The sequence below is a fragment of the uncultured Azonexus sp. genome (assembly GCF_937982035.1).
Classification (GTDB): Bacteria; Pseudomonadota; Gammaproteobacteria; order Burkholderiales; family Rhodocyclaceae; genus Azonexus.
In genome coordinates this window covers 115,523-135,935 of record NZ_CALJNI010000012.1, presented here as the reverse complement: position 1 = coordinate 135,935, position 20,413 = coordinate 115,523, and the positions used below count along the sequence as shown (strand labels likewise).

The following is a 20,413-nucleotide window of genomic DNA, read 5'->3' as shown; positions in this document are numbered from 1 at the left end:
GGAATATCTCCTGGTTGATGAATCAGAGTGCTTCGCTGAAGGAATCGCGCTGCAGGCGTTCGGCCGGCTTGCGGCCGAAACGCCAGAACAGCGCGGGGGTGATGAAGGTGTCGAGCAGGGTCGCGCCGACCAGCCCGGAAAAGATGACCACGGCGACCGGATGCAGGATTTCGGTGCCCGGCTGGTCGGCCTCGAACAGCAGCGGCGCCAGCGCAAAAGCCGCCACCAGCGCGGTCATCAGCACCGGCGTCAGGCGTTCCAGGGCGCCGCGGACGATCATCGCCGGGTCGAACTGCTCGCCCTCGAAACGCATCAGGTTCAGCCAGTGGCTGACCTTGAGGATGCCGTTGCGGGTGGCGATGCCGGCCAGCGTGATGAAGCCGATCAGCGCCGCGATCGACAGCGGCTGCCCGGACACCCACAGGCCGAACACCGCGCCGACCAGCGCCAGCGGCACGTTGGCCATGATCAGGCCGGCCAGCAGCGCCGAACGGTAGCGGGCGTAGAGGACCATGAAGATCAGCAGGGCCGAGCCGACGGCGAGCACGGCGATCAGCCGCGCCGCTTCCTCCTGCGCCTGGAACTGGCCGCCGAGGGTGATGAAATAGCCTTCGGGCAACGGCAGTTCGCCGGTCACCGCGCGGATGTCGGCGACCACCTCGGACAGCGCCCGACCCTGGGCGTTGAGCGAAATGACGATGCGCCGCCGGCCGTCGTCGCGCACCACCTGGTTCGGCCCGTCGCTTTCCTCGATGCTCGCCAGGCGTGACAGGGGCACGGCGCCGAGTGGCGTGTCGATCAACAGGCTGGCCAGCCCGTCCGGCGCCCGCTCGCGCTCGGGCAGGCGCAGCAGCAGGTCGAAACGGCGGTTGCCGTCGATGATCTGGGTGACTTTTTCGCCATCGACCAGCATCTGCAGGCGGCGCAGCAATTCACCCGGCGACAGCCCGTGCTGCGCGACGGCGGCGAAATCGACCTGCACCTTGACCTGCGGCGCCAGCACCTGCTTCTCGATTTCCAGGTCGGCGACACCGGGAATGCCGGCCAACTGACGCTGCAGCGTGGCGGCACTGGCGCGCAGGATATCCAGATCGTCGCCGAAGATCTTGATCGCCACCTGGGCGCGCACGCCCGACAGCATGTGGTCGATGCGGTGCGAGATCGGCTGGCCGAGGTTGAGACTGCCGGGCAGGTCCTTGAGCCGCTGCCGGATTTCGGCATTGATCGCCTCGCGGTCGCGGCCGCCGGGCTTCAGGCGGATTTCCAGCTCGGACACATAAACGCCTTCGGCATGCTCGTCGAGCTCGGCCCGCCCGGAGCGGCGGCCGATGTGCTCGATTTCCGGCACCCCCAGCAGCAGGCGCTCGGCCTGACTGGCGACGCGGACCGACTCGGCCAGGGTGACGCCGGGATTGAGGCGCAGCGTCACCGTCATCGACCCCTCGTTGAACGGCGGCAGGAAGGTCGTCGGGAAGAACGGCACGCTGGCCGCCGCCGCGATCACCGCCGCCGCGGTCAGCCCGAGCGGCAATCCGGGCGCCGCCAGGACCCGCCGCAACAGGGGGTCGTAATGGCGCTTCAGCCAGGCGACCAGGCGGGTATCGCCATGCTGGCTGGCGGCCAGTCTGGGCAGCAGGTAGTAGGACAGGATCGGCGTCACCGTCACCGAGACCAGCAGTGAAGCCAGGATGGAGACGATGTAGGCGATGCCGAGCGGCACGAACAGCCGCCCCTCGATACCCGGCAGGGCAAACAGCGGGACGAAGACCAGCGCGATGATCAGCGTCGCATAGACGATGGCCGAGCGCACTTCGAGCGAAGCGGCGATGACCAGTTCGCGCAACTTGAAATCCTCGCCGCGCGCCACCGCCGAGCGCAGACGGCGGAGGATGTTCTCGACATCGACCACCGCGTCGTCGACCAGTTCGCCGATGGCGATGGCCAGCCCGCCCAGCGTCATCGTGTTGATCGACAACCCAAGCCACTTGAAGACCAGTACGGCGACCAGGATGGACAGCGGGATCGCGGTCAGCGAAATGAGCATGGCGCGCAGGTTGCCGAGGAAGAAGAACAGCACCGCCGCCACCAGACAGGCAGCGAGCAGCAGCTTGGCCTGCAGGTTGTCGATCGAGGCCTGGATGAAATCGGCCTGGCGGAAGATCACTTCCGGCGCCAGCACACCAGCCGGCATGCCGCGGGTGATGCCGTCGAGCGCCGCCTCGAGGCGCCGGGTCAGGTCGACGGTATCGGCCGTCGGCTGTTTCTGGATGCTGAGGATGACCGCCGGCGCGCCGTTGAAACCGGCGTCGCCGCGTTTCACGGCCGGCGCGAAGCCGACCTGCGCGACCTGGCGGAGCAGCACCGGCTGGCCGGCACGCGCCGTGACCGCCAGGTTCTGCAGGTGGTCGAGGCTGGCCGAACGGCCCAGATGGCGGATCAGATATTCGCGGCCGTTGATTTCGAGGAAGCCGCCAGAGGTATTCGCGGCGTGACCGCGCAAGGCGTTTTCCAGCATCTCCAGGCTGACGCCGAGCTCGGCCATGCGCGCACCGTCCGGCTGCACCTGGAACTGCCGGACCTCGCCGCCGATGGGAATAACCTGGGCGACGCCCGGTTCGGCCATCAGGCGCGGGCGCAATACCCAGTCGGCGTACTCGCGCGCGCGCATGGCATCGCCCTGCGCCGGATCGAGCGGGATCGCCAGCATCATCACCTCGCCCATGATCGACGACACCGGCCCCATGTGCGGCACGACGCCCGGCGGCAGGCTGCCCTGCAAGGCGGTCAGGCGTTCGGCGACCATCTGCCGGGCGCGATACAGCTCGGTATCCCAGTCGAAGGAAATATAGACAATGGACAGACCGGCCGCCGACACCGAACGCACACCGGACACGCCGGGCAGCCCGTTGAGCGTCGTCTCCAGCGGGAAGCTGACCAGTTGCTCGACCTCTTCCGGGGCCATGCCGCCGGCCTCGGTCATCAGCGTCACGGTCGGCTTGTTGAGGTCGGGGAAGACATCGACCGGCAGGCGCTGCGCCTCGAAGGCACCGTAAGCCATCAGGATCAGCGCCACCGCCAGTACCGGCAGGCGGGCTGAGAGGCTCTTGTTCAATAACCACTGGAACATGGCGACCTCAGCGAATCTGGTTGATCAGGCTGGCACCGTCGACGACCACGCGGTCGCCATCGGCCAGACCATCGACGACCAGCACCCGGGCGCCATCGAGCACTTCGCTGCGGATCGCTTTCGGGGTGAAGCGCTCGGGCGCCGTCTTGACCCAGACCATGGCCTCATTGGCCGGACTGCGTACCACCGCCTGCCTGGGCACGGCCCAGCCCCGGACCTGGCCGCGCAACTCGACCTGCACGCTGAGCGTCTGACCGAGAGGCAGGCGCAAGCCCAGGCCGTCGCCGCGCCGACCGAACAACAGCGGCAAGGCCTGTTCGCGCAGCCGCTGGCCGGCACCGAGGAAATCGAGCGCCAGGCTGTCACCGCCGGCCGCGACGCTGGCGCCGACGATGTCGGCCGCCGGCAGCGCCGAATAACTCAGGGCTTCGACGTGCAGGCTGTCCGGATCGACGATCTCGAACACCGTCTCGCCAGCCGCCACCATCTGCCCCGGCACTGCATGCACGGCAGCGACGACGCCGCTCAGCGGCGCCCGTAGCGCCTCGCGCCCGGACAGGCCGCCGCCGATGGCGGCAATGCGCGCACCGAGACTGCCCAGTTCGCTCTGCGCCGCGTCGATCTCGCGCGCCGGCACGGTGTCGGCGAGTTCCTGCAGACGCGCCAGCCGCCGTTCAGCCAGCGCGTGCGCCGCCTTCAGCTCGGCCAGCTGGGCGGCCTGGCCGGCACGCTCGATCTGGCCGCTGGCCGGCGTCAGCCAGGCGAGCACGGCGCCCTTGCGCACCTTGCTGCCCGGTAAAGGCACGCCATCGGCCGGCGCGTCGATGCGCCCGGCCTGCATGGTGTTCACCTGACCGCCATGACGCGGATCGACGATCACCCGCCCGTTCAGTTCCAGCCCGCGTGGCTGTTCGCCGGCACTGACCGGCAGCGTACGCACGCCGATCAGGCGTTGTGCCGCCTTGGGCAGGAAAACCACGCCGTCCGGCTGGCGCTGCGGCGTGTTGCCGAGATTGGGCAGCGCCGCCTTTTCATCGCCATGATCGTGGCCTTCGTGGGCCAAGACTGGAGAACTGGCCAGCACGGCCAGGGCAAGGGCAAAGAGATGCGGCTTCATGCTTGTACTCCCCGGCGGCGACGATAAAACCAGACACTGCCGATCAGACCGAAGGCCGCCAGCAAGCCGCCCCCCAGCCAGGGTGAAAGCTGCCAGCCGGCTGCCGGCATCGGTGCCGCCGCATCGACGATCAGCTCGCCGCTGAGCAGGTCGGCCTCGTCGCCGGCCAGCAGGGTGAAGGACAGGAGGTGTTCGCCGGGCTGGCGCAGCGGCGTCAGCCAGTCGGCGTCGGCGATCAGGTAATCGCCCTCGGCGGGGCGGAAAACCGCCTGGATTTCGCGCCCGGCCAGTTCGAGGCCCAGGCTGGCGTCAAGCACCGGCGCGTTGTCCGGGGCCGTATCGACATGCAGGATCAGGCCGGCGGTATCGAGCCGGCCGACGATTTCAAACAGTTCGCTCTCGGCGACCACGACCGGCAGCGGCGCCGGGGTTTCGGCCGCCATCGCCGGCAGGGCGGCACAGGCAAGCAACAGGGCAAATAAGTGTCTTTTCATGATCGTCTCGTTCATTCGGGGAGCAGGCCCAGCGCCTGGCGCCGGGCGGACAGGCTGGCCGCCAGTTGCAGGCGGGCCTGGTGCAGCTTGCGTTCGGCAACGAAGGCCTCGTGCTCGATGCGCAAGCGGGTCGGCAGGTCGGTCTCGCCCAGGCGGAAGGATTTGTCGAACAGGCGCAGGTTTTCGCTGGCCAGGCGGAAGCCTTTCTCGGCGGCGGCCAGCCGGGTCTGCGCCAGGGCGACCTGGCGGGCAGCCAGCGCGGCCGCCTGCTGCAGCCGTTCGCGCTCGCGCTGGGCAGCGATCTCGGCCTCGGTCCGGCCGGCACTGGCTTCAGCCACGGCCTGATCGTGGCGGGCGCCGGCCGACAGCGGAATGCGCACGCCCAGCGCCCAGCTCTGATCGCGCTGTGCACCGCGGGCATCGCGCTCCTGGCGGGTGGCGACAGTGATTTCCGGCGGCGGTCGGTTGCGGGTCCGGGCCAACACCTGCTGCTGGCGCGCCTGCTCGGCGACGGCCTGCAGCCAGCGCACTTGCGGGTGGCGGTCGAGCCAGTCGTCGTCGGGCGTCTCGGCCGGCGGCATTTCGCCGGCTGCCGCGACATCGGCGGGCGCCTTGCCGGTCAGCGCCTGCAAATCGCCGGCAGCCAGCGCGTGCGCCCCGCTGGCCTCGGCCAGTTCGGCTTCGGCCACAGCCACGGCCAGTTCGGCCTGATGCAGATCGCTGCGTGCCAGATCGCCGGCCTTGACCCGACGGCCGACATCGTCGCGCAGACGCTCGGCGGCCGCCAGCCGCCCTTCGGCCAGCAACTGCGACTCGCGGGCCAGCTGCCAGTCCCACCAGGCGGTGCGCAAGCTGCCGGCAAGTTGCCATTGCTGGCTGGCCAGCCGGGCGTCGAGCAAGGCGGCTTCGGCTCCGGCCAGCCCCTGGCTGGCACGACGCTCGCCGGGCAGCCACAAGGGTATGGCCAGACCAAGCTCGACTTCGGCGGCGCCGGTGTCGCGATTGAAGCGGTCGCTACGCCCGCCCAGCTCGACCGCTGCCGATTCGGGCGTCCACGCGCTGGCCGCCGCGCGGCGGGCGGCCACGGCCTGCTGGTGCTCGGCCTGCGCCGCCGCAGCGGGCTGGCGCGCCCAGGCATCGGCAAAGGCGCGGGCCAGGTTTTCGGCGTGGACCGGCGGGGCCAGGACCACGGAACAAAGTATCCACAAGGGAAAGCGCGGGAAAATGCGCATCAGGTTTCTCCGACTGATGAAGGATCAGTCGGCGGCACGCCGCGATAGCCCGGTCAGACCGGATTACGGAAACGGAACGTTCAGCCGCCGACGCTCAGGCGGAGAAATGTCTGGGAGGTCGTTCGAGCCCGGCGGGGACGCGCGAGGCGAATTCACGGTCGCCGCGATCGAGCAGCGACGAGGCACCGGGCGACAGCACCGGCATCGGCGCGACTTGCTGCACGGCAAGATGGCCGAGGATGTGCCCGGGGCAGCAGTGGTGCAGCGTCTCGGCGCAGTCTTCGTCGGACGCTGTATGGGTCGCGCAGTCCTCGCAGGGCATTTCGTGCATTGCGTGCGCATCGTGCCCGTCGGCCGAATGTCCGTGGTGCATGTCGACCGCGGCCACCTCGGCCGGCATGCCGCCAGCCGCCTGCCAGCCGAAACCGGGTGCGAGCACGGTCAGCAGCATGATCAGGACGAGGAATCGGGAAAACAGCATGGACATGGGCAGCAACTATAGACGAGTTTCAGACAGGACGGAACCACGAGAAGTTTCACGCCACACTGTCATTATCGATCTATGACCTTTGTGATATTGTTTCCACATACATACGGATGAAGCCAGCATGCCGTGAACCTGCCAGACGAGAAGACCGTTCCACTGCGCAAAAGCCTGCGGGTCAGGGTTGGCCTGCTGGTTGCGGGAGCAGTGTTGCTTGTCGCAGCCGGTTTTCTCTCGCTGGCGCTCGGTCCGCTGGCCGAACGCGTTGCCGCCACCGATTTCGCCAGCGCCAGCACGCGCCTTGAAGCGCGCCTCGACCTGAGCCTGACCCCGGCCGCCAACGCGCTGGAAATGGCCGCCGGCTGGCTGAGCGACGCCCCACCCAGAGTCGACGACCTGGCGACTTTCAACCGTCTGTTCGAACCCATCCTGCAGGCACAGCCCAAAGCCACTTCCATCGTCGCTGGCGACAGCGACGGTCACGGCTGGATGTTGCTGCAACTTGCCGACGGCGGCTGGCGCAACCGGCTCACCGACCTGCCACGCTGGGGGCAGCGGCATCGCTTCGTCGACCGCGACGCCAGCGGCCAGGTTCGCGAATACTGGGAAACCCTCGACTACGACCCGCGCCGGCGCAGCTGGTACGAAGCGGCCATGCTCGGCAGCGGCACCCGCTGGACCGCCCCCTACACTTTCTACACCACCGGCGACCCGGGCATCACCGCGACCCGCCGGATCAGGCTCGACGACGAGCGGACGCTGGTTATCGGCATCGACCTGATGCTGCGCGATCTGTCGCTGACCACGATGCAAGAGAAGGTCGGACAGAACGGTCTGGCCCTGGTCCTGACCGACGATCTGCGCACCCTGGCCCTGCCCGCCGCACCGTCCGGCACGCAAACCGGGGAATGGCTCAAACATGCCCTGCAACCGCATACGGCGCTCGGCCTGCCGGTACTCGACCGGGCCGTTGCCGAATGGCTGCGCAATCCGGATGCCCGCGTCCACCGGATTGCCGTCAACGGGACCGACTGGTTCGCGCGCATTGCCGGCTACCCCTTGGGCGACAGCCGACTGCTGCTGGTCACCCTGGCGCCGTCCAGCGATTTCGTCCCGGACTGGCTGCCGGCCGGCAGCATCGTCGGCGGCGGTCTGCTGGTCATGCTGGTGCTCGCCACCTGGGTCGTCCGCCAGCAGGCGCGGCGCATCGCCCGCCCGCTTGAGGAACTGGCGAAGGCCAGCAGCCGCATCGGCCAGCTCGACTTCGCCGCACCGCCCCTGCCGGCCAGCCCGATCCGGGAAATCCGGCAACTGGCCAACGCCCACGAGGAAATGCGCCGATTGCTGCAGGAAAAGATCGCCGCCCTGCACGAGGCCGAGGAAAAAATCCGCGACCGCGAGGCCTACAACAAGGTGCTCTTCCTCGGCTCGCGCATCCCGCTCGTGGTGCTCGACCCGCAAAGCGGCCGCTTCATCGACTGCAACCAGGCAGCGGCCGACATCTACCGCCTGGGCCAGCGGGAAAACGTCATCGGTCTGGGCATCCGCGACGTCTCGGCCCCCTACCAGCCGGACGGCATGCTCAGTCATCTCGCCTGCGAGGAAAAGGTCCGCCAGGTCATCGAGCGCGGCCCGCAGGTCTTCGAATGGCGCCACCGCCGCCCGGACGGCGAACACTGGGACGCCGAAGTCCATCTCATGCCCTTCCACCACGGCGACCATCTGCTGCTGCAATTCAGCCTGCAGGACATCACCGATCGCAAGCAGGCGGCACAGGCCCTTGAACAACTGGCGCTCTACGATCCGCTGACCGAACTGCCCAACCGCGCCCTCTTCCTCGACCGCCTGCTGCAGTCGATCGGCCAGGCGCTGCGCAACGACAGCCGGCTCGCCGTCCTCTTCCTCGATCTCGACCGATTCAAGGAAGTGAACGACACCCAGGGGCATGAAATCGGCGATGCCGTACTGCGCGAAGTCGCCAACCGTTTCCGCCTGGTCCTGCGCCATAACGAGTTGCTGGCCCGCCTGGGCGGCGACGAATTCGCCGTGGTGTCGACGGCCACCGATCATGCCGGCGCAACCTTCATCGCCGAACGCCTGGGCCAGACCCTGAACGAGCCGCTGACCAGTAGCGGGCATACCTTCTCGCTCGGTGTCAGCATCGGCATCGCCATCTTCCCGAACGACGGCGCGACGCCCGACGAATTGCTGCGCAATGCCGACATCGCCATGTACCGGGCCAAGAGCAGCCCGCAGCGCTACATGTTCTACAACGCCGACATGAGCAGCGGCCTGGCCGAGCGCATCGCCCTCGCCCGCGACCTGAAAACCGCACTGCAGGCCGACGACGGGCAGTTGTCGCTGGTCTTCCAGCCGCAGTTCGACCTGGCCACCCAGGCGCTGATCGGCGCCGAAGCGCTGATGCGCTGGCAACATCCGCAACACGGCCCGATCAGCCCCGGCGTCTTCATCCCGATTGCCGAAGAACGCGGCATGATGCTGATGATCTGCCACTGGGTCATCGACGCCGCCTGCCGGCAACTGCTTGCCTGGCAATCGGCCGGCGCACGTTTCCCGGGACGCATGGCGATCAACATCGCCGCCCAGCAGATGGAGGATGCGGCCTTCCCGCAATGGGTCGAAACGCGCGTGCGCAGCTTCGGACTGTCGCCCGAACTGTTTGAACTGGAACTGACCGAAAGCGGCATGATGCGCAACATCGACCTGGCCATCGAGCTCGCCGGGCAACTCAGCGACGCCGGCTTCACGCTGGCGATCGACGATTTCGGCACCGGCTATTCGTCGCTGGCCTACCTCAAGCAACTGCCGGCGGACAAACTGAAGATCGACCAGTCCTTCGTCCGCAACATGCAGGACCACCCGAACGACCACGCCATCGTCGCCACCATCGTCGCCATGGGCCGCACGCTGGGCATGAGCACCATCGCCGAAGGGATAGAAAGCGACGAACAGGCGGCGGCGCTACGCCGGCTCGGTTGCCAGGAAGGCCAGGGCTACCAGTTCGGCCGCCCGGAAAGCCCCGAGACTTTCGCCAGCCGCTGGCTGGGCTGATTCGGCAGCAACGACGTTACACCGCGACCAGCGTCTGCCTTCCGTACCACTCGTCGCCGGCGGCCAGTTGTTGCGCCGTATCGGCGGCGGCCGCCTCGACGCAAAGCATGTGGCGCCAGCCGTCGGCCGGCATGTCGGCGAGCGCTGCGCATTTTTCCACCCACGGGTTCCAGACGACGACATCGGGGAAGCCCTGTTGCTGGATGCCCAGGCTGAGATTGCCGGCGCGCAGCATTTGCGGGCGGCGGACCTGGCGATAGACACGGTCGGTTTCGGCTTCGACCAGCAGCTCGGTGCCGGTCTCGCGGACGACCTTGCCGCCGTTGGCGGCATCCCGGTAATCGTGGCCGTGCAGGCCTTCAAGGGCGACATCCTCGACCTGGATCGTGCGCAGATAGGTGTGCAGGGCGGCGGTGAATTCGAACTCGCGCGCGCCGGTATTGACCACGCACAGTTCGAGGTCGATGCGGTCGGCTTCGATCATCAGCGTCAGTTCGAGGCGGAAGGCGTGCGGCCACAGCGCGCGGGTGGTCTCGTCGTCGCCGGTTTCGAACGTGACCAAGGCGTAATCGTCGCCGCTGCGGCGGGCGCTGACCTGCCATTCGCGGGTACGCACAAAACCGTGTTTGGGCAGTTCGCCACGGTCGGAAAATTGCGGGAAGCAGACCGGGATACCGCCACGGATGGCAACGCTGCCATCGAATACGGCTCGCGGCGACAGGTAGAGGCGCTCGCGGCCGTCGGGCGTGATCCACGACAGGACCTGGGCGCCGAGCCGGCTGACGACGGCGCTGCTGCCTTGCGGACCGATCAGGCGCAGGGCCGGAATGCCATGGAATTCGATTTCTTCAATGCCGGGTTTCATTGGACTTGGGTATCTCGTAGAGGTTGGGACGCAGGTGCAACAGCTCGACTTCGTGGCCGAGCAGGATGACGCTGCCGCGTCGGCGGTTGTCGCCGTTATCGCTGTATTCGAACTCGAAACTGCGGCGCAGGCACAGGTGGCCGTCGTCGTTGCGGGCCAGGCCGCGCAACCGGCCGACCACGGTGTCGTCGAGGAGTTGCAGGCCCTCGCCGGCACACGCCGCCTGCGCGGCGCGGGTACCGATCTCGCGGGCCTTCAGCGAATCCAGCCAGAACCAGATCAAGGCCGCGACGACGAGGATGAAAATGCTTTCGTATATGGGCATGGCGGCGAAGTATACTGCCTGCCATGCTCAGTTACCGCCATGCCTATCACGCCGGCAACCACGCCGACGTACTCAAACACCTGATCCTGCTGCAGATCGCCCAGTACATGGGCGAAAAACCTGCGCCCTTCTGGATCATCGACACCCACGCCGGCGCCGGCCGCTACGCGCTCGACTCCGCCCACGCCAGCAAGCTGGCCGAATGGCGCGACGGCGTCGGCCGCCTGTGGGACGCCAGCGGCCTGCCGCCGGCTGCCGCCGATTACCTCGACTTCGTGCGCATGCTCAACCCGGACGGCCAGTTGAGGCACTACCCGGGCTCGCCCTGGCTGGCCCGCCAGCTGCTGCGCGAATCCGACCGCCTGCGCCTGTACGAGATGCACAGCAGCGACAGCAAGCTGCTGCAGGAATGTTTCCGCGGCGCCGGCCGTCAGGTCAGCATCACCGAGGGCGACGGCTTTGCTGGCCTGAAGGCGCTGCTACCCCCGCCACCGCGCCGCGCGCTGGTGCTGATCGATCCATCGTACGAAACGCGCGACGACTACGCCAACGTGATCAAGGGGCTGCAGGAAGCGCTGAAGCGTTTTCCGACCGGCACCTACGCGCTGTGGTACCCGATGCTGATCAAGCCGGAGTCTCGCCAGCTGCCGGATCGGCTCAAGCGCCTGGGCGCCGCCAACTGGCTGAACGCCACGCTCGAGGTCAAGGCCGCACCGCGCGACGGTTTCGGCATGTACGGCAGCGGCATGTTCATCATCAACCCGCCGTGGACGCTTGAAAAAACCCTGCACGAAACCCTGCCGCCGCTGGCCGCACTGCTGGCCCAGGGGCCTGGTGCCCGATACACGCTGGAGAGCCAGTCGAGCTGATCGACACACGCTGGGGCGCTGGCGGCAACGCTATCACGAAGGTAATATGCACGCATAAATCAAACGATGCGGGCGGAGATGATGATGGGTTTCAAGCGGATTGCCTCGATGTCGCTCTTGCTGTTCGTCACCCAGGCATTGCCGGTGGCGGCACAGGATCAACCGCTGACCATCGCCATCACCGATTCGGCACCGCCTTTCGCCTACCGCGACGAACAGGGCAACCTCAAGGGTTTCAACGTCGATCTGGTCAATGCCTTGTGCCAGCAGTTGCAACGTAAATGCACGCTGGAAGTCCTGCGTTTCCCGGAAGTCATTGCTGCCGTCAGCAGCAGCCGCTTCGATCTCGGCGTCGCCAACACGCTGCGCACCCCGGAACGCGACAAACTGGTCCGCTTCAGCCGCGTCATCTGGCGCTCCACCTCCAGCCTGATCGGCCTGCGCGAACTCGGCGGTGCCCAGCGCAACACCTTGCTGGCCCAGGAACAAACCTGCGCCATCGCCGGCTCGCGACAATTCGGCTGGCTTGGCGAACATGCGGCCAAACCGCCGCTGGCTGCCGGCGGCAACGCCGAACTGCTTGAGCAACTGAGCCAGCAACGTTGCACCCTGGCACTGATGCCGACCCAACAGGCACTGGCGTTCCTGCAGGGCAAGGACGGCCAGCGCTTCGGCTACATCGGCGCGCCGCTCGGCGACAGCGGCCTGGGCGGCGATGTGCACATCGCGCTGCGCCCGGGCAGCGACAATCTCAAGGACCAGGTGGACACCGCCCTCGACGCGCTGATCCGCGACGGCACGCACGAACGCCTGACCCGCCGTCACTTCCCCTACAGCATCCTGTAAGTCCATGCCGGAGAAGCGCCCACCCAGCCTGCGACTGGTGTCGGCGGCCGTACTCTCGGTCCTGCTGGTGCTGCTGTTCGTCGCCGGCACGCTGCTGACGCGGCAGATGCTGGCGTTGCAGCAACTGGCCGAAACCCACCGGGCGCAAGCGGCCAGCAGCCTGGGTGACAAGGTCCGGGCAGTAACCAACATCGAGCGCCTGATCCTGCTCGGCGACCAGCTCAGCGCCGCCCCCGGCCGCGAAGACTGGCAGTCGGCCGGCCGCGCCATGCAGGCGCTCAGCTACCACCCGTCGCTGCAGGGACTGAGCAACGAGAAAGGCAGCGTCACCGACAGCTTTCAACTGGCCGAGCGCCTGATCGAGATGCGCGAGCGCCAGGCCCCCGACCAGGAGATCGAGGCCATCTGGGCCAGACACCGCAGCCTGCTCGGCGACATCGCCGAAATGACCTCCGGCCAGATGATCTCGCACACCACCGAACTGGCCGATACCGCCTCCCGTTCGGCCCGGGAGATGCTGCTCGTGTCGATGGCCTTCTCGGCGCTCCTGATCCTCAGCCTGGTCGCCCTGTTGCGCTTGCTCAAGGCCCAGTTGATCGACCCCCTGCTCGCGGTCTCCAATCGTCTCGCCGCCATGCGTTCCGGCGCCACGGCGGCCACGCCGCTGCCCAGACCACGCAACAAGGAAGTCGCCGAAGTTTTCGAAGCCCTGGATTCGCTGCAAACGACCCAGCAGGCGCTCAAGGAAAGCGAGGAGCGCCGGCGGCTGGCGATGTCGGGTGCCAAACAGGGGCTGTTCGACCTCGACATGCAGACCGGCGACGCCGAAGTCAGCCCGGAATACGCGGAAATGCTCGGCTATCCGGCGCCGGAATTCGGCCCCTTCAGCTTCCCGCGCTGGGCCGGCATGATCCACCCCGACGACCTCGACGCCACGCTGCGCACCTACGACGACTACGTCGCCGGCCGGATTCCCGATTACCAGGTGGAATTCCGCATGCAGACCCGCGACGGGCAGTGGAAATGGATCCTGGCCAAGGGCAGCATCCAGGCCCGCGATGCCGCCGGCAAGCCCCTGCGCATGCTGGGCACGCACACCGACATCTCGGCGCAGAAAGCAGCCGAAGCCGAAATCCTCTCGCTCAACGCCGAACTCGAAGCCCGCGTGGCCGAACGCACCGCCGAACTCGAGCAGGCCAGACTGCAGGCCGAACAGGCCACGCGGGCAAAGAGCGCCTTCCTGGCCAACATGAGCCACGAAATCCGCACCCCGCTCAACGCCATTGCCGGCATGGCCCACCTGATCCGCCGTGCCGGCCTGGACAGCCAGCAGACGGCGCGTTTCGACAAGCTCGAAGCGGCCAGCGGCCACCTGCTCGAAATCATCAACGATGTGCTCGACCTGTCCAAGATCGAAGCCGGCAAGTTGCAACTCGAACCACGGAATTTCGCTTTGCCGGCGCTGTTCGAAAACATCTGTTCGATGCTGCAGGCACGTGCCGACAGCAAGCGCCTGACACTCAAGCGCGAACTGCCGCCGGGCATCGACTGGCTCAACGGCGACACCACGCGCCTGCAGCAAGCCCTGCTCAACTACGCCGGCAACGCGCTCAAATTCACCGACCGCGGCAGCGTCACGCTACGCGCCGTCGTGCTGGGTGAGGAAGCGCATCGGCTGCATTTGCGCTTTGAAGTCAGCGACACCGGCATCGGTATCGAGCCGGCGGTGGTCAACCGCCTGTTCAATGCCTTCGAGCAGGCCGACAACTCGACCACGCGCAAGTACGGCGGCACCGGGCTGGGCCTGGCGATCACCCGCAAGATCGCCGAGGCCATGGGCGGCGAAGCCGGCGCCGACAGCATCCCGGGCCAGGGTAGCACCTTCTGGTTCACGGCCTGGCTGGACAAAGGCCAGACGCCGGCCAGCAGTCCGCGCCGCGATGTCGATGGCCTGGAATTCCTGCTTGCCAGCCGCTACGCCCGGCGGCGCATCCTGCTGGTCGAGGACGAACCGATCAACCGCGAGATCGCGCTGATGCTGCTGGCCGATGCCGGGCTGAACGCCGAAGCGGCGGAAGACGGCAAGCAGGCGGTCGAGATGGCGACGGCGACAGCCTATGACCTGATCCTGATGGACATCCAGATGCCCCATCTGGATGGTTTCGAAGCGACCCGGCGCATCCGCACCCTGCCCGGCCATGCCGCCACGCCCATCGTCGCGATGACGGCGAACGCCTTTGCCGAGGACCGGGAACGCTGCCTGGCCAGCGGCATGGACGCCTTCATCGCCAAGCCCATCGTTCCCGAAAATTTCTACCAGCAGCTGCTGACCAGCCTCAGCCGCGCGCCAGCCGTGCCTTGAGCTGACGCGCCGCCAGCGCGTAGCCGCCGTCGCTGCCGTCGATGAAATGCATGTGCCGGCCTTCGTGCGACTCGACCAGGCAGGTGATCAGCGCCTCGCGTGACTTGTGCATGCCCCAGGCCAGTTGCCCGGCGGCGTGCGCCGCCGCCAGCCGCCGTTCGAGCTCGGCCGCCTGCGCTTCGCTGGCGTCGAGCACCATGCGCAGCGCACCGTCGAACTTGCGCACGTCGGTATTGCGCACCATGTCGTCGCGGTAACGGCTCCAGTGCACCGCCTTGGTATCGATGTTGCGCGCGAACAGCCACCAGCCGGCGGCATTCTGCAGCAGCATGCGCAGGGCGTAGCCGAATTTCGTCAGCAGACTCCGGCCATAGGTACGCACCATCGTTTCACCGGCCAGGCTCATCGGCGAGAAGGCAAGGCGCATGCCTTCCAGACGCAGCGGATGATGCGCTCCCGGCTCGCCGAATATCTCGTGTATCGTCGCCAGTACCTGCTGGTAGGTCTGCTGGTTGCTCGCCGCGTCGGCCGAGGTGGCGACCACGATCAGCGACAACTTGACGTCGAGAAAACTCGGCACATTCTGCCAACGGCATTCGAAGCCCTCGAAACTGGCCTCGGCCGGCCCAGCAGCAGGATCGACCATGAGCGCGCCCTGCCCGGCCTTGACCCGCGACTCGGCCGCCTCCCAGCCGCGCCCGGACAACACCGGCAGCATCACCAGCGGCGACAAGGCGATCCGCGCCACCCGCGTCCACTGCCCCTCGGCACGCAGGTCGGCGACACGCACCAGCCCGGCACGTAGCTTCAAACCGAAGCTGTCGGCGGCCAGACGCTGGGCGCCGCGCAGGGCGACGATGGTCTGCTCGCGCAAGCTGTCCGGAATTGCGCAGGTCGCCCCGTCGCCACCGAAGATGAAGGGCAGTTCCAGGCGCCGGTCGATGTTGGCAATCGCCGCGATGCAGGCGACACCGACGGTATTGACCTTCTTGTAGGCGCCCTCGGCAATCGCCTGCGTGGAGTTGACGACATCGGCGATCACCACCCACCAGTCGTCCGGCAAATCGACGTGGGCCTGGGTATCCATCGCCGCCTCGAAACTGGGCAGCGGCGTCAGGTCGCGATAAAAACCGGTGTTGGGCATGGCGGCCTATTTCAGTTCCGTGTATTTGGCCCGCGAACCGCGCGCCTTGTCCACCGGGTATTTTTCGGCGTTCTTGCGCAGTTTGCTGCGCGCGGCGGCGAGCAGGTCAATCCCCGTCTTGTCGGCGATCAACAGCAGGTAGAGCAGCACGTCGGCACACTCGTCGCGCAGGGCTTCGGCTGACACGGGATCGGCCGGCAAGGCGTCGATTTCGGCGTCGCTCTTCCATTGCGTCAGTTCAAGCAGCTCGCCGGCTTCCAGGTTGAGCGAGACGATCAACTGGCGCAGCGTGTGGAACTGGCGCCAGTCGCGGGCGTCGCGGAAAGCCAGCAGCTCCGCGGTCAGGGCATCGAGGTCGGCCAAACGTCATCCTCCGGTCGGTTCAACCGGATGATGCCACAAGCTCAGCCGTGCAGCGGCCAGAACAGCGGGATCAGCACGCTGGCCAGCGCCCAGGTGAGAAGGTTCATCGGGATGCCCATGCGCGCGAAATCGGCGAAGCGGTAATTGCCCGCGCTATAGACCAGGGTGTTGGTCTGGTAGCCGATCGGCGTGGCAAAGCTGCAACTGGCGGCGAACATCACGCCGACGACGAAGGGTCGCGGATCGACGCCGAGTTGTTCGGCAACGCCGATGACCACCGGCGTGAACAGCACGGCAATCGCGTTGTTGCTGATGAACTCGGTGGCAATCGAAGTCAGCAGGATGACCAGCGACAGCATCAACCAGGGCGACAGACCGTCGCCGAAAACCACCAGCTGTGCTGCCAGCAGGTCGGCCAGGCCGGAATTCCGCATCGCGATGCTGATCGCCAGCATGCCGAAGATCAGGATCAGGATCGGCCATTCGATGGATTTGTAGGCTTCGTCGGCGCGGATGCAGCCGGTGGCGACGACGATGGCCGCGCCGATGATCGCCAGCCCTTCAATCGGCATCACGTTGAACGCGGCCAGCAGCATGACGCCGGCGATGGTCGCCAGCGCAATCGGCGCCTTGGCCTGGCGGTTGGTCACCTGCCGGCCCTCGGTGATGGCAAACAGGTCGCCGTTGTCGCAGAAACGCTTGATCTGCGCTGGCGTGCCCTCGACCAGCAGCACGTCGCCGACCTGCAACTGGAAATCGTCGCCGATCTGCGAGAACGACGCATCACGCCGATGCACGGCGATCAGGTGGATGCCGTAACGGGCGAGCAGGTCGAGGTCGCGGATCGGGCGCAGCACGTAGCGCGAGGTCTGGCCGACGATGGCTTCGACCATGACCACGTCGCGCCGACGCAGCGTCTCCAGATCGTGCTGCCCGGCCTGCACCTGCAGACCGACCAGGTCGGTACTGCGCAGCGCCATCATGTCGCTGCTGCGGCTATGGACGACGATGCGGTCGCCGGCCTCGATGCGCGTCGCCGGGTCCGGGTTGGCAATCTCGTCTTCACCGCGGCACAGGTTGAGCACCTGGATGACGCCGTTGGCCAGCTTGGTTTCCTTGAGCGTCTTGCCGATCAGGTGCGAATCGGCCGGCACGAACAGTTCAGTCATGAACAGCCGGTCGCCGCTGCCGGTGAATTGCTGCGTCAGCGTCTCGCGCACCGGCAGCAGGCGCTGGGCGAACAGCGCCATGAAGGCGCACCCGGCCAGCGCCATGACGATCGCCGGCGCGCTGATCTCGAACATGGTGAACGGCGCCAGCCCATGTGCCCGGGCGACGCCATCGACGAGAATGTTGGTCGAGGTGCCGACCATGGTGATCAGGCCGCCGAGAATGGTTGCGTACGACAGCGGAATCAGCAGCCGCGACGGCGCGATATTGAAGCGCCCGGCCATGGCGATCACCGCCGGAATCATCACCATCACCACCGGCGTATTGTTGATGAACGGCGACACCAGCAAACCCACCGCCAGCAAGGCCAGCAACAAGCGGAACTCGCTCTGCCCGGCCAGGTGCCCCAGCCAGTCGCCCAGCCGGTCGACGCAGCCGGTTTTCGACAGGGCACCGCTGATGATGAACAGGCAGGCAATGGTGATCGGCGCGCTGTTGCCAAACACGCCGGTCACATCCTTGGCCGACAACAGCCCCAGCGCCAGCAGCACGGCCACCGCCAGCATGACGGCCACGTCCGGCTTCAGCCATTCGCGCACGAAGGCGGCGAACAGGCCGATCAGGACAAGGCCGACGACAGCGGCGTGCAGGTGTTCGGGCAAAGACATCGGGAGCGATCCAGGCAACAAGGCCGACAGATTAGCGCTCGCCGACTCGTACAGAAAGAATGAAAAATGTTTTTAATATATTAATTGGCTATATAACACCCGGACGTACAGTGAACACTTATCATCGGCAAACCCTTCAAGGAGACAACATGCCGCTCTACCAACTCGACGACAAGATTCCGCAACTCGGCGACAACGCCTGGGTTGCCCCGAACGCCACCGTGATCGGCGACGTGCGCCTGGGCGCCAATGCCTCGGTGTGGTGGAATGCCACGCTGCGCGGCGACAACGACCCGATCCACATCGGCGCCAATACCAACATCCAGGACGGCTCGGTGCTGCATACCGACGAAGGCGTGCCGATGCACATCGGCGACAACGTCACCGTTGGCCATCTGGTCATGCTGCACGGCTGTACCGTCGGCGACGGCAGCCTGATCGGCATCGGCTCGGTGATCCTCAACCGGGCAGTGATCGGCAAAGGCTGCATCGTCGGCGCCAATACGCTGATCCCGGAAGGCAAGGTCTTCCCCGACCGCTGCCTGATCGTCGGCTCGCCGGGCAAGGTGGTGCGCGAACTGTCCGAGGAAGACGCGGCGAAGCTGCTCAAATCGGCCGAGCACTACGTCGACAACGCCGCCCGCTATCGCGAGCGGATCAAGGAAATCTAGCCGACGAATCCGGCAATCGCCGCCAGCACGGCCGCTTCCTGGTCGCGCTGCGGCGAGTGGCCGCAATTGGCCAGGCACAGCAGTTGCGTGCCCGGCACTTTTTCGGCAATCACCTCGATCTGGCGCAGCGTCGCGTATTCGTCGTCCTCGCCCTGGATGGCCAGCACCGGACAGCCGATCGCCGGCAGACTATCCTCGATGTTCCAGTCACGGAATTCGGGCGACAGCCAGCAATCGTTCCAGTCGTGGAAGACACGCTGCGCATCGCGGTGATAACGCGCCAGCCGCTGCGGCCAGTCGCTGCTGCTCCAGAACTTGCGCGCGGTGCGGATGCCGGCCAGGGTTTCTTCCTCGACGAACTCGTGCGGCGCCATCACCACCAGACCGGCCACCGCCTGCGGGAAACTGCCGGCGTGGATCAAGGCGATGCTGCCGCCGTCGCTGTGGCCGACCAGCACCGGCCGGACGATGCCGAGCGCGGCCAGGAAAGCCGGCAACACCTCACGCGCCTCGCGGTGCATGTAGTCGGGCTGACGCGGCTGCGGATGCGGGTCCGAGCTGCCGTAGCCCGGCCGCGAATAGACGAGCACGCGGCAGCCGGTCGTCGCCGCCAGCTTGTCGGGAAAATCGCGCCACATGGCGACGCAACCCAAACCTTCGTGCAACATCACCAGCGTCGGCCGGTCGACGGCGCTGGCGGGGATGTCGCGGTATTCCAGATTCAGTCCGGCAACCAGGATATGTTTCATGCACTCAGAAGAAAATCGCGAACGATGGCAATCTGCGCATCGGACTGGAACATCGGCGCGTGGCCGACCCCGGGAATTTCAGCCAGTTGGGCGCGCGGCCCGCACTCGCCCATGCGCTGCCAGGTGTCGCGCGTGAGCAGGTCGGATTCGCCGCCGCGAATGGCCAGCGTCGGACAACTGATCGCCTGATAGAGCGACCACAGCTCGATGTCCTTGTCGGCAAAGGCGGCGCGGAAAGGCTCGGCGATGCGCGGGTCGTAGCGGAAGGCCCACCGCCCGTCGGGCCGCTGCACGACGCTGCTTTCGGTCAGGTGATACCACTGGGCGTCGGTCAATGGGCCGAACGGCGCGCTGACTTCACGGACGTAGGCCACCGCCTCATCGATGCTCGCCCAGTCGGGATCGTTGCCGACATAGGCGGCGATCCGGCGCAGCGATTCGACGGTGACCAGTGGCCCGACATCGTTGAGCACCAGCTTGCGTACCGGCGTTCCTTCCTGCGCCGCCAGCGCCATGCCGATCAGGCCGCCCATCGAGGTACCGAGCCAATGCACGGAATCGACATTGAGCCGGGCAATCAGCGTCACCATGTCGGCCACGTACTGGGGAATGGCGTACGCCGAAGGATCGCGCAGATGCGCGCTCTGGCCGCGCCCGACGACATCCGGGCAGATCACCCGGTAATGGCCGGACAGGGCTTCGGCCAGCGCATCGAAATCGCGCCCGTTGCGGGTCAGGCCATGGACGCAGACCAGGACCCGCGGATTGTCGCGGGCGCCCCATTCGTAATACGACATCCGGTGCAGGCCCGATGGGCTGAGACATTGGACGGTTTGTTGTTTTGCTGTCATCGCG

General features: G+C 66.8%; 17 protein-coding genes. 5 read left to right on the top strand and 12 right to left on the bottom strand.

Annotation, left to right across the window (positions count from 1 at the left end):
* Positions 1 to 22 precede the first annotated feature (22 nt).
* The 5 genes from Q0799_RS09790 to Q0799_RS09770 form a co-directional block, all read right to left on the bottom strand.
* Entirely contained in the window at positions 23 to 3,127 is a 3,105-nt protein-coding gene (locus Q0799_RS09790) for an efflux RND transporter permease subunit (RefSeq protein ID WP_298397787.1), read from the bottom strand.
* Positions 3,128 to 3,134: 7 nt separating this feature from the next.
* Positions 3,135 to 4,244: an HlyD family efflux transporter periplasmic adaptor subunit gene (locus Q0799_RS09785; RefSeq protein ID WP_298397785.1), complete on the bottom strand. Its 1,110-nt coding sequence runs from the start codon at positions 4,242 to 4,244 to the stop codon at positions 3,135 to 3,137.
* A complete protein-coding gene (locus tag Q0799_RS09780; protein ID WP_157272469.1) occupies positions 4,241 to 4,738 on the bottom strand; it encodes a hypothetical protein in 498 nt (165 codons plus the stop codon). The genes Q0799_RS09785 and Q0799_RS09780 overlap by 4 nt, the downstream gene beginning before the upstream one ends.
* Positions 4,739 to 4,749: 11 nt before the next feature.
* Entirely contained in the window at positions 4,750 to 5,970 is a 1,221-nt protein-coding gene (locus Q0799_RS09775) for a TolC family protein (RefSeq protein WP_298397780.1), read from the bottom strand.
* 94 nt (positions 5,971 to 6,064) lie between these two features.
* A complete protein-coding gene (locus Q0799_RS09770; protein WP_298397778.1) occupies positions 6,065 to 6,451 on the bottom strand; it encodes a hypothetical protein in 387 nt (128 codons plus the stop codon).
* 132 nt (positions 6,452 to 6,583) lie between these two features.
* Here Q0799_RS09770 and Q0799_RS09765 point away from each other — a divergent pair, with 132 nt between their 5' ends.
* The gene (locus Q0799_RS09765; protein ID WP_298397775.1) at positions 6,584 to 9,526 is read left to right on the top strand and encodes an EAL domain-containing protein; all 2,943 of its coding nucleotides are present in this window, start codon (positions 6,584 to 6,586) and stop codon (positions 9,524 to 9,526) included.
* A 16-nt stretch (positions 9,527 to 9,542) separates the two neighbouring features.
* On the opposite strand, the gene Q0799_RS09760 is transcribed toward Q0799_RS09765, so the two are convergent.
* Both Q0799_RS09760 and Q0799_RS09755 read right to left on the bottom strand, forming a co-directional pair.
* Positions 9,543 to 10,391 carry a D-hexose-6-phosphate mutarotase gene (locus tag Q0799_RS09760; protein ID WP_298397773.1) on the bottom strand — a complete coding sequence of 283 codons (849 nt, stop codon included), beginning with the start codon at positions 10,389 to 10,391 and terminating at the stop codon, positions 9,543 to 9,545.
* A complete protein-coding gene (locus tag Q0799_RS09755) occupies positions 10,375 to 10,716 on the bottom strand; it encodes a DUF3301 domain-containing protein (protein WP_298397770.1) in 342 nt (113 codons plus the stop codon). Before Q0799_RS09755 ends, Q0799_RS09760 begins: the two co-directional genes overlap by 17 nt.
* Before the next feature lie 23 nt (positions 10,717 to 10,739).
* On the opposite strand from Q0799_RS09755, the gene rlmJ reads away from it, so the two are divergent.
* From rlmJ to Q0799_RS09740, 3 genes are all read left to right on the top strand, one after another.
* Positions 10,740 to 11,585 carry a 23S rRNA (adenine(2030)-N(6))-methyltransferase RlmJ gene (gene rlmJ / locus Q0799_RS09750; protein WP_298397767.1) on the top strand — a complete coding sequence of 282 codons (846 nt, stop codon included), beginning with the start codon at positions 10,740 to 10,742 and terminating at the stop codon, positions 11,583 to 11,585.
* A 108-nt stretch (positions 11,586 to 11,693) separates the two neighbouring features.
* Positions 11,694 to 12,431, top strand: a complete 738-nt coding sequence (locus Q0799_RS09745) for an ABC transporter substrate-binding protein (protein ID WP_298397764.1) — start codon at positions 11,694 to 11,696, stop codon at positions 12,429 to 12,431.
* Between the two features lie 4 nt (positions 12,432 to 12,435).
* A complete protein-coding gene (locus tag Q0799_RS09740; protein ID WP_298397761.1) occupies positions 12,436 to 14,793 on the top strand; it encodes a PAS domain-containing hybrid sensor histidine kinase/response regulator in 2,358 nt (785 codons plus the stop codon).
* Here the strand turns inward: Q0799_RS09740 and Q0799_RS09735 are convergent.
* From Q0799_RS09735 to Q0799_RS09725, 3 genes are read right to left on the bottom strand one after another with little or no spacing between them, the layout of a single operon-like run.
* Positions 14,768 to 15,937, bottom strand: coding sequence for a DUF3095 domain-containing protein (locus Q0799_RS09735; protein WP_298397758.1), 1,170 nt, complete (start codon positions 15,935 to 15,937; stop codon positions 14,768 to 14,770). The two genes, Q0799_RS09740 and Q0799_RS09735, sit on opposite strands and share 26 nt — an antisense overlap.
* Before the next feature lie 6 nt (positions 15,938 to 15,943).
* Positions 15,944 to 16,300, bottom strand: a complete 357-nt coding sequence (locus Q0799_RS09730) for a nucleotide pyrophosphohydrolase (RefSeq protein WP_298397756.1) — start codon at positions 16,298 to 16,300, stop codon at positions 15,944 to 15,946.
* A gap of 41 nt (positions 16,301 to 16,341) precedes the next feature.
* Positions 16,342 to 18,138 (bottom strand): SLC13 family permease, encoded by a 1,797-nt coding sequence (locus Q0799_RS09725; RefSeq protein ID WP_298397753.1) that lies wholly within the window; start codon positions 18,136 to 18,138, stop codon positions 16,342 to 16,344.
* A 149-nt stretch (positions 18,139 to 18,287) separates the two neighbouring features.
* Between Q0799_RS09725 and Q0799_RS09720 the strand changes: the two genes are divergently transcribed.
* Positions 18,288 to 18,809 carry a gamma carbonic anhydrase family protein gene (locus Q0799_RS09720; protein ID WP_028995433.1) on the top strand — a complete coding sequence of 174 codons (522 nt, stop codon included), beginning with the start codon at positions 18,288 to 18,290 and terminating at the stop codon, positions 18,807 to 18,809.
* Here Q0799_RS09720 and Q0799_RS09715 read toward each other — a convergent pair.
* Positions 18,806 to 19,558 carry an alpha/beta hydrolase gene (locus Q0799_RS09715; RefSeq protein ID WP_298397750.1) on the bottom strand — a complete coding sequence of 251 codons (753 nt, stop codon included), beginning with the start codon at positions 19,556 to 19,558 and terminating at the stop codon, positions 18,806 to 18,808. The two genes, Q0799_RS09720 and Q0799_RS09715, sit on opposite strands and share 4 nt — an antisense overlap.
* Complete coding sequence (locus Q0799_RS09710) at positions 19,555 to 20,409, bottom strand: alpha/beta hydrolase (RefSeq protein ID WP_298397747.1); 855 nt, start codon at positions 20,407 to 20,409, stop codon at positions 19,555 to 19,557. The genes Q0799_RS09715 and Q0799_RS09710 overlap by 4 nt, the downstream gene beginning before the upstream one ends.
* Positions 20,410 to 20,413 lie beyond the last annotated feature (4 nt).

Bases quoted from the DNA above. Each gene is read 5' to 3' on its own strand.
- Q0799_RS09790 (WP_298397787.1), bottom strand. From the start codon at position 3,127: ATGTTCCAGTGGTTATTGAACAAGAGCCTCTCAGCCCGCCTGCCGGTA.
- Q0799_RS09785 (WP_298397785.1), bottom strand. From the start codon at position 4,244: ATGAAGCCGCATCTCTTTGCCCTTGCCCTGGCCGTGCTGGCCAGTTCT.
- Q0799_RS09780 (WP_157272469.1), bottom strand. From the start codon at position 4,738: ATGAAAAGACACTTATTTGCCCTGTTGCTTGCCTGTGCCGCCCTGCCG.
- Q0799_RS09775 (WP_298397780.1), bottom strand. From the start codon at position 5,970: ATGCGCATTTTCCCGCGCTTTCCCTTGTGGATACTTTGTTCCGTGGTC.
- Q0799_RS09770 (WP_298397778.1), bottom strand. From the start codon at position 6,451: ATGCTGTTTTCCCGATTCCTCGTCCTGATCATGCTGCTGACCGTGCTC.
- Q0799_RS09760 (WP_298397773.1), bottom strand. From the start codon at position 10,391: ATGAAACCCGGCATTGAAGAAATCGAATTCCATGGCATTCCGGCCCTG.
- Q0799_RS09755 (WP_298397770.1), bottom strand. From the start codon at position 10,716: ATGCCCATATACGAAAGCATTTTCATCCTCGTCGTCGCGGCCTTGATC.
- rlmJ (WP_298397767.1), top strand. From the start codon at position 10,740: ATGCTCAGTTACCGCCATGCCTATCACGCCGGCAACCACGCCGACGTA.
- Q0799_RS09745 (WP_298397764.1), top strand. From the start codon at position 11,694: ATGTCGCTCTTGCTGTTCGTCACCCAGGCATTGCCGGTGGCGGCACAG.
- Q0799_RS09740 (WP_298397761.1), top strand. From the start codon at position 12,436: ATGCCGGAGAAGCGCCCACCCAGCCTGCGACTGGTGTCGGCGGCCGTA.
- Q0799_RS09735 (WP_298397758.1), bottom strand. From the start codon at position 15,937: ATGCCCAACACCGGTTTTTATCGCGACCTGACGCCGCTGCCCAGTTTC.
- Q0799_RS09725 (WP_298397753.1), bottom strand. From the start codon at position 18,138: ATGTCTTTGCCCGAACACCTGCACGCCGCTGTCGTCGGCCTTGTCCTG.
- Q0799_RS09720 (WP_028995433.1), top strand. From the start codon at position 18,288: ATGCCGCTCTACCAACTCGACGACAAGATTCCGCAACTCGGCGACAAC.
- Q0799_RS09715 (WP_298397750.1), bottom strand. From the start codon at position 19,558: ATGAAACATATCCTGGTTGCCGGACTGAATCTGGAATACCGCGACATC.
- Q0799_RS09710 (WP_298397747.1), bottom strand. From the start codon at position 20,409: ATGACAGCAAAACAACAAACCGTCCAATGTCTCAGCCCATCGGGCCTG.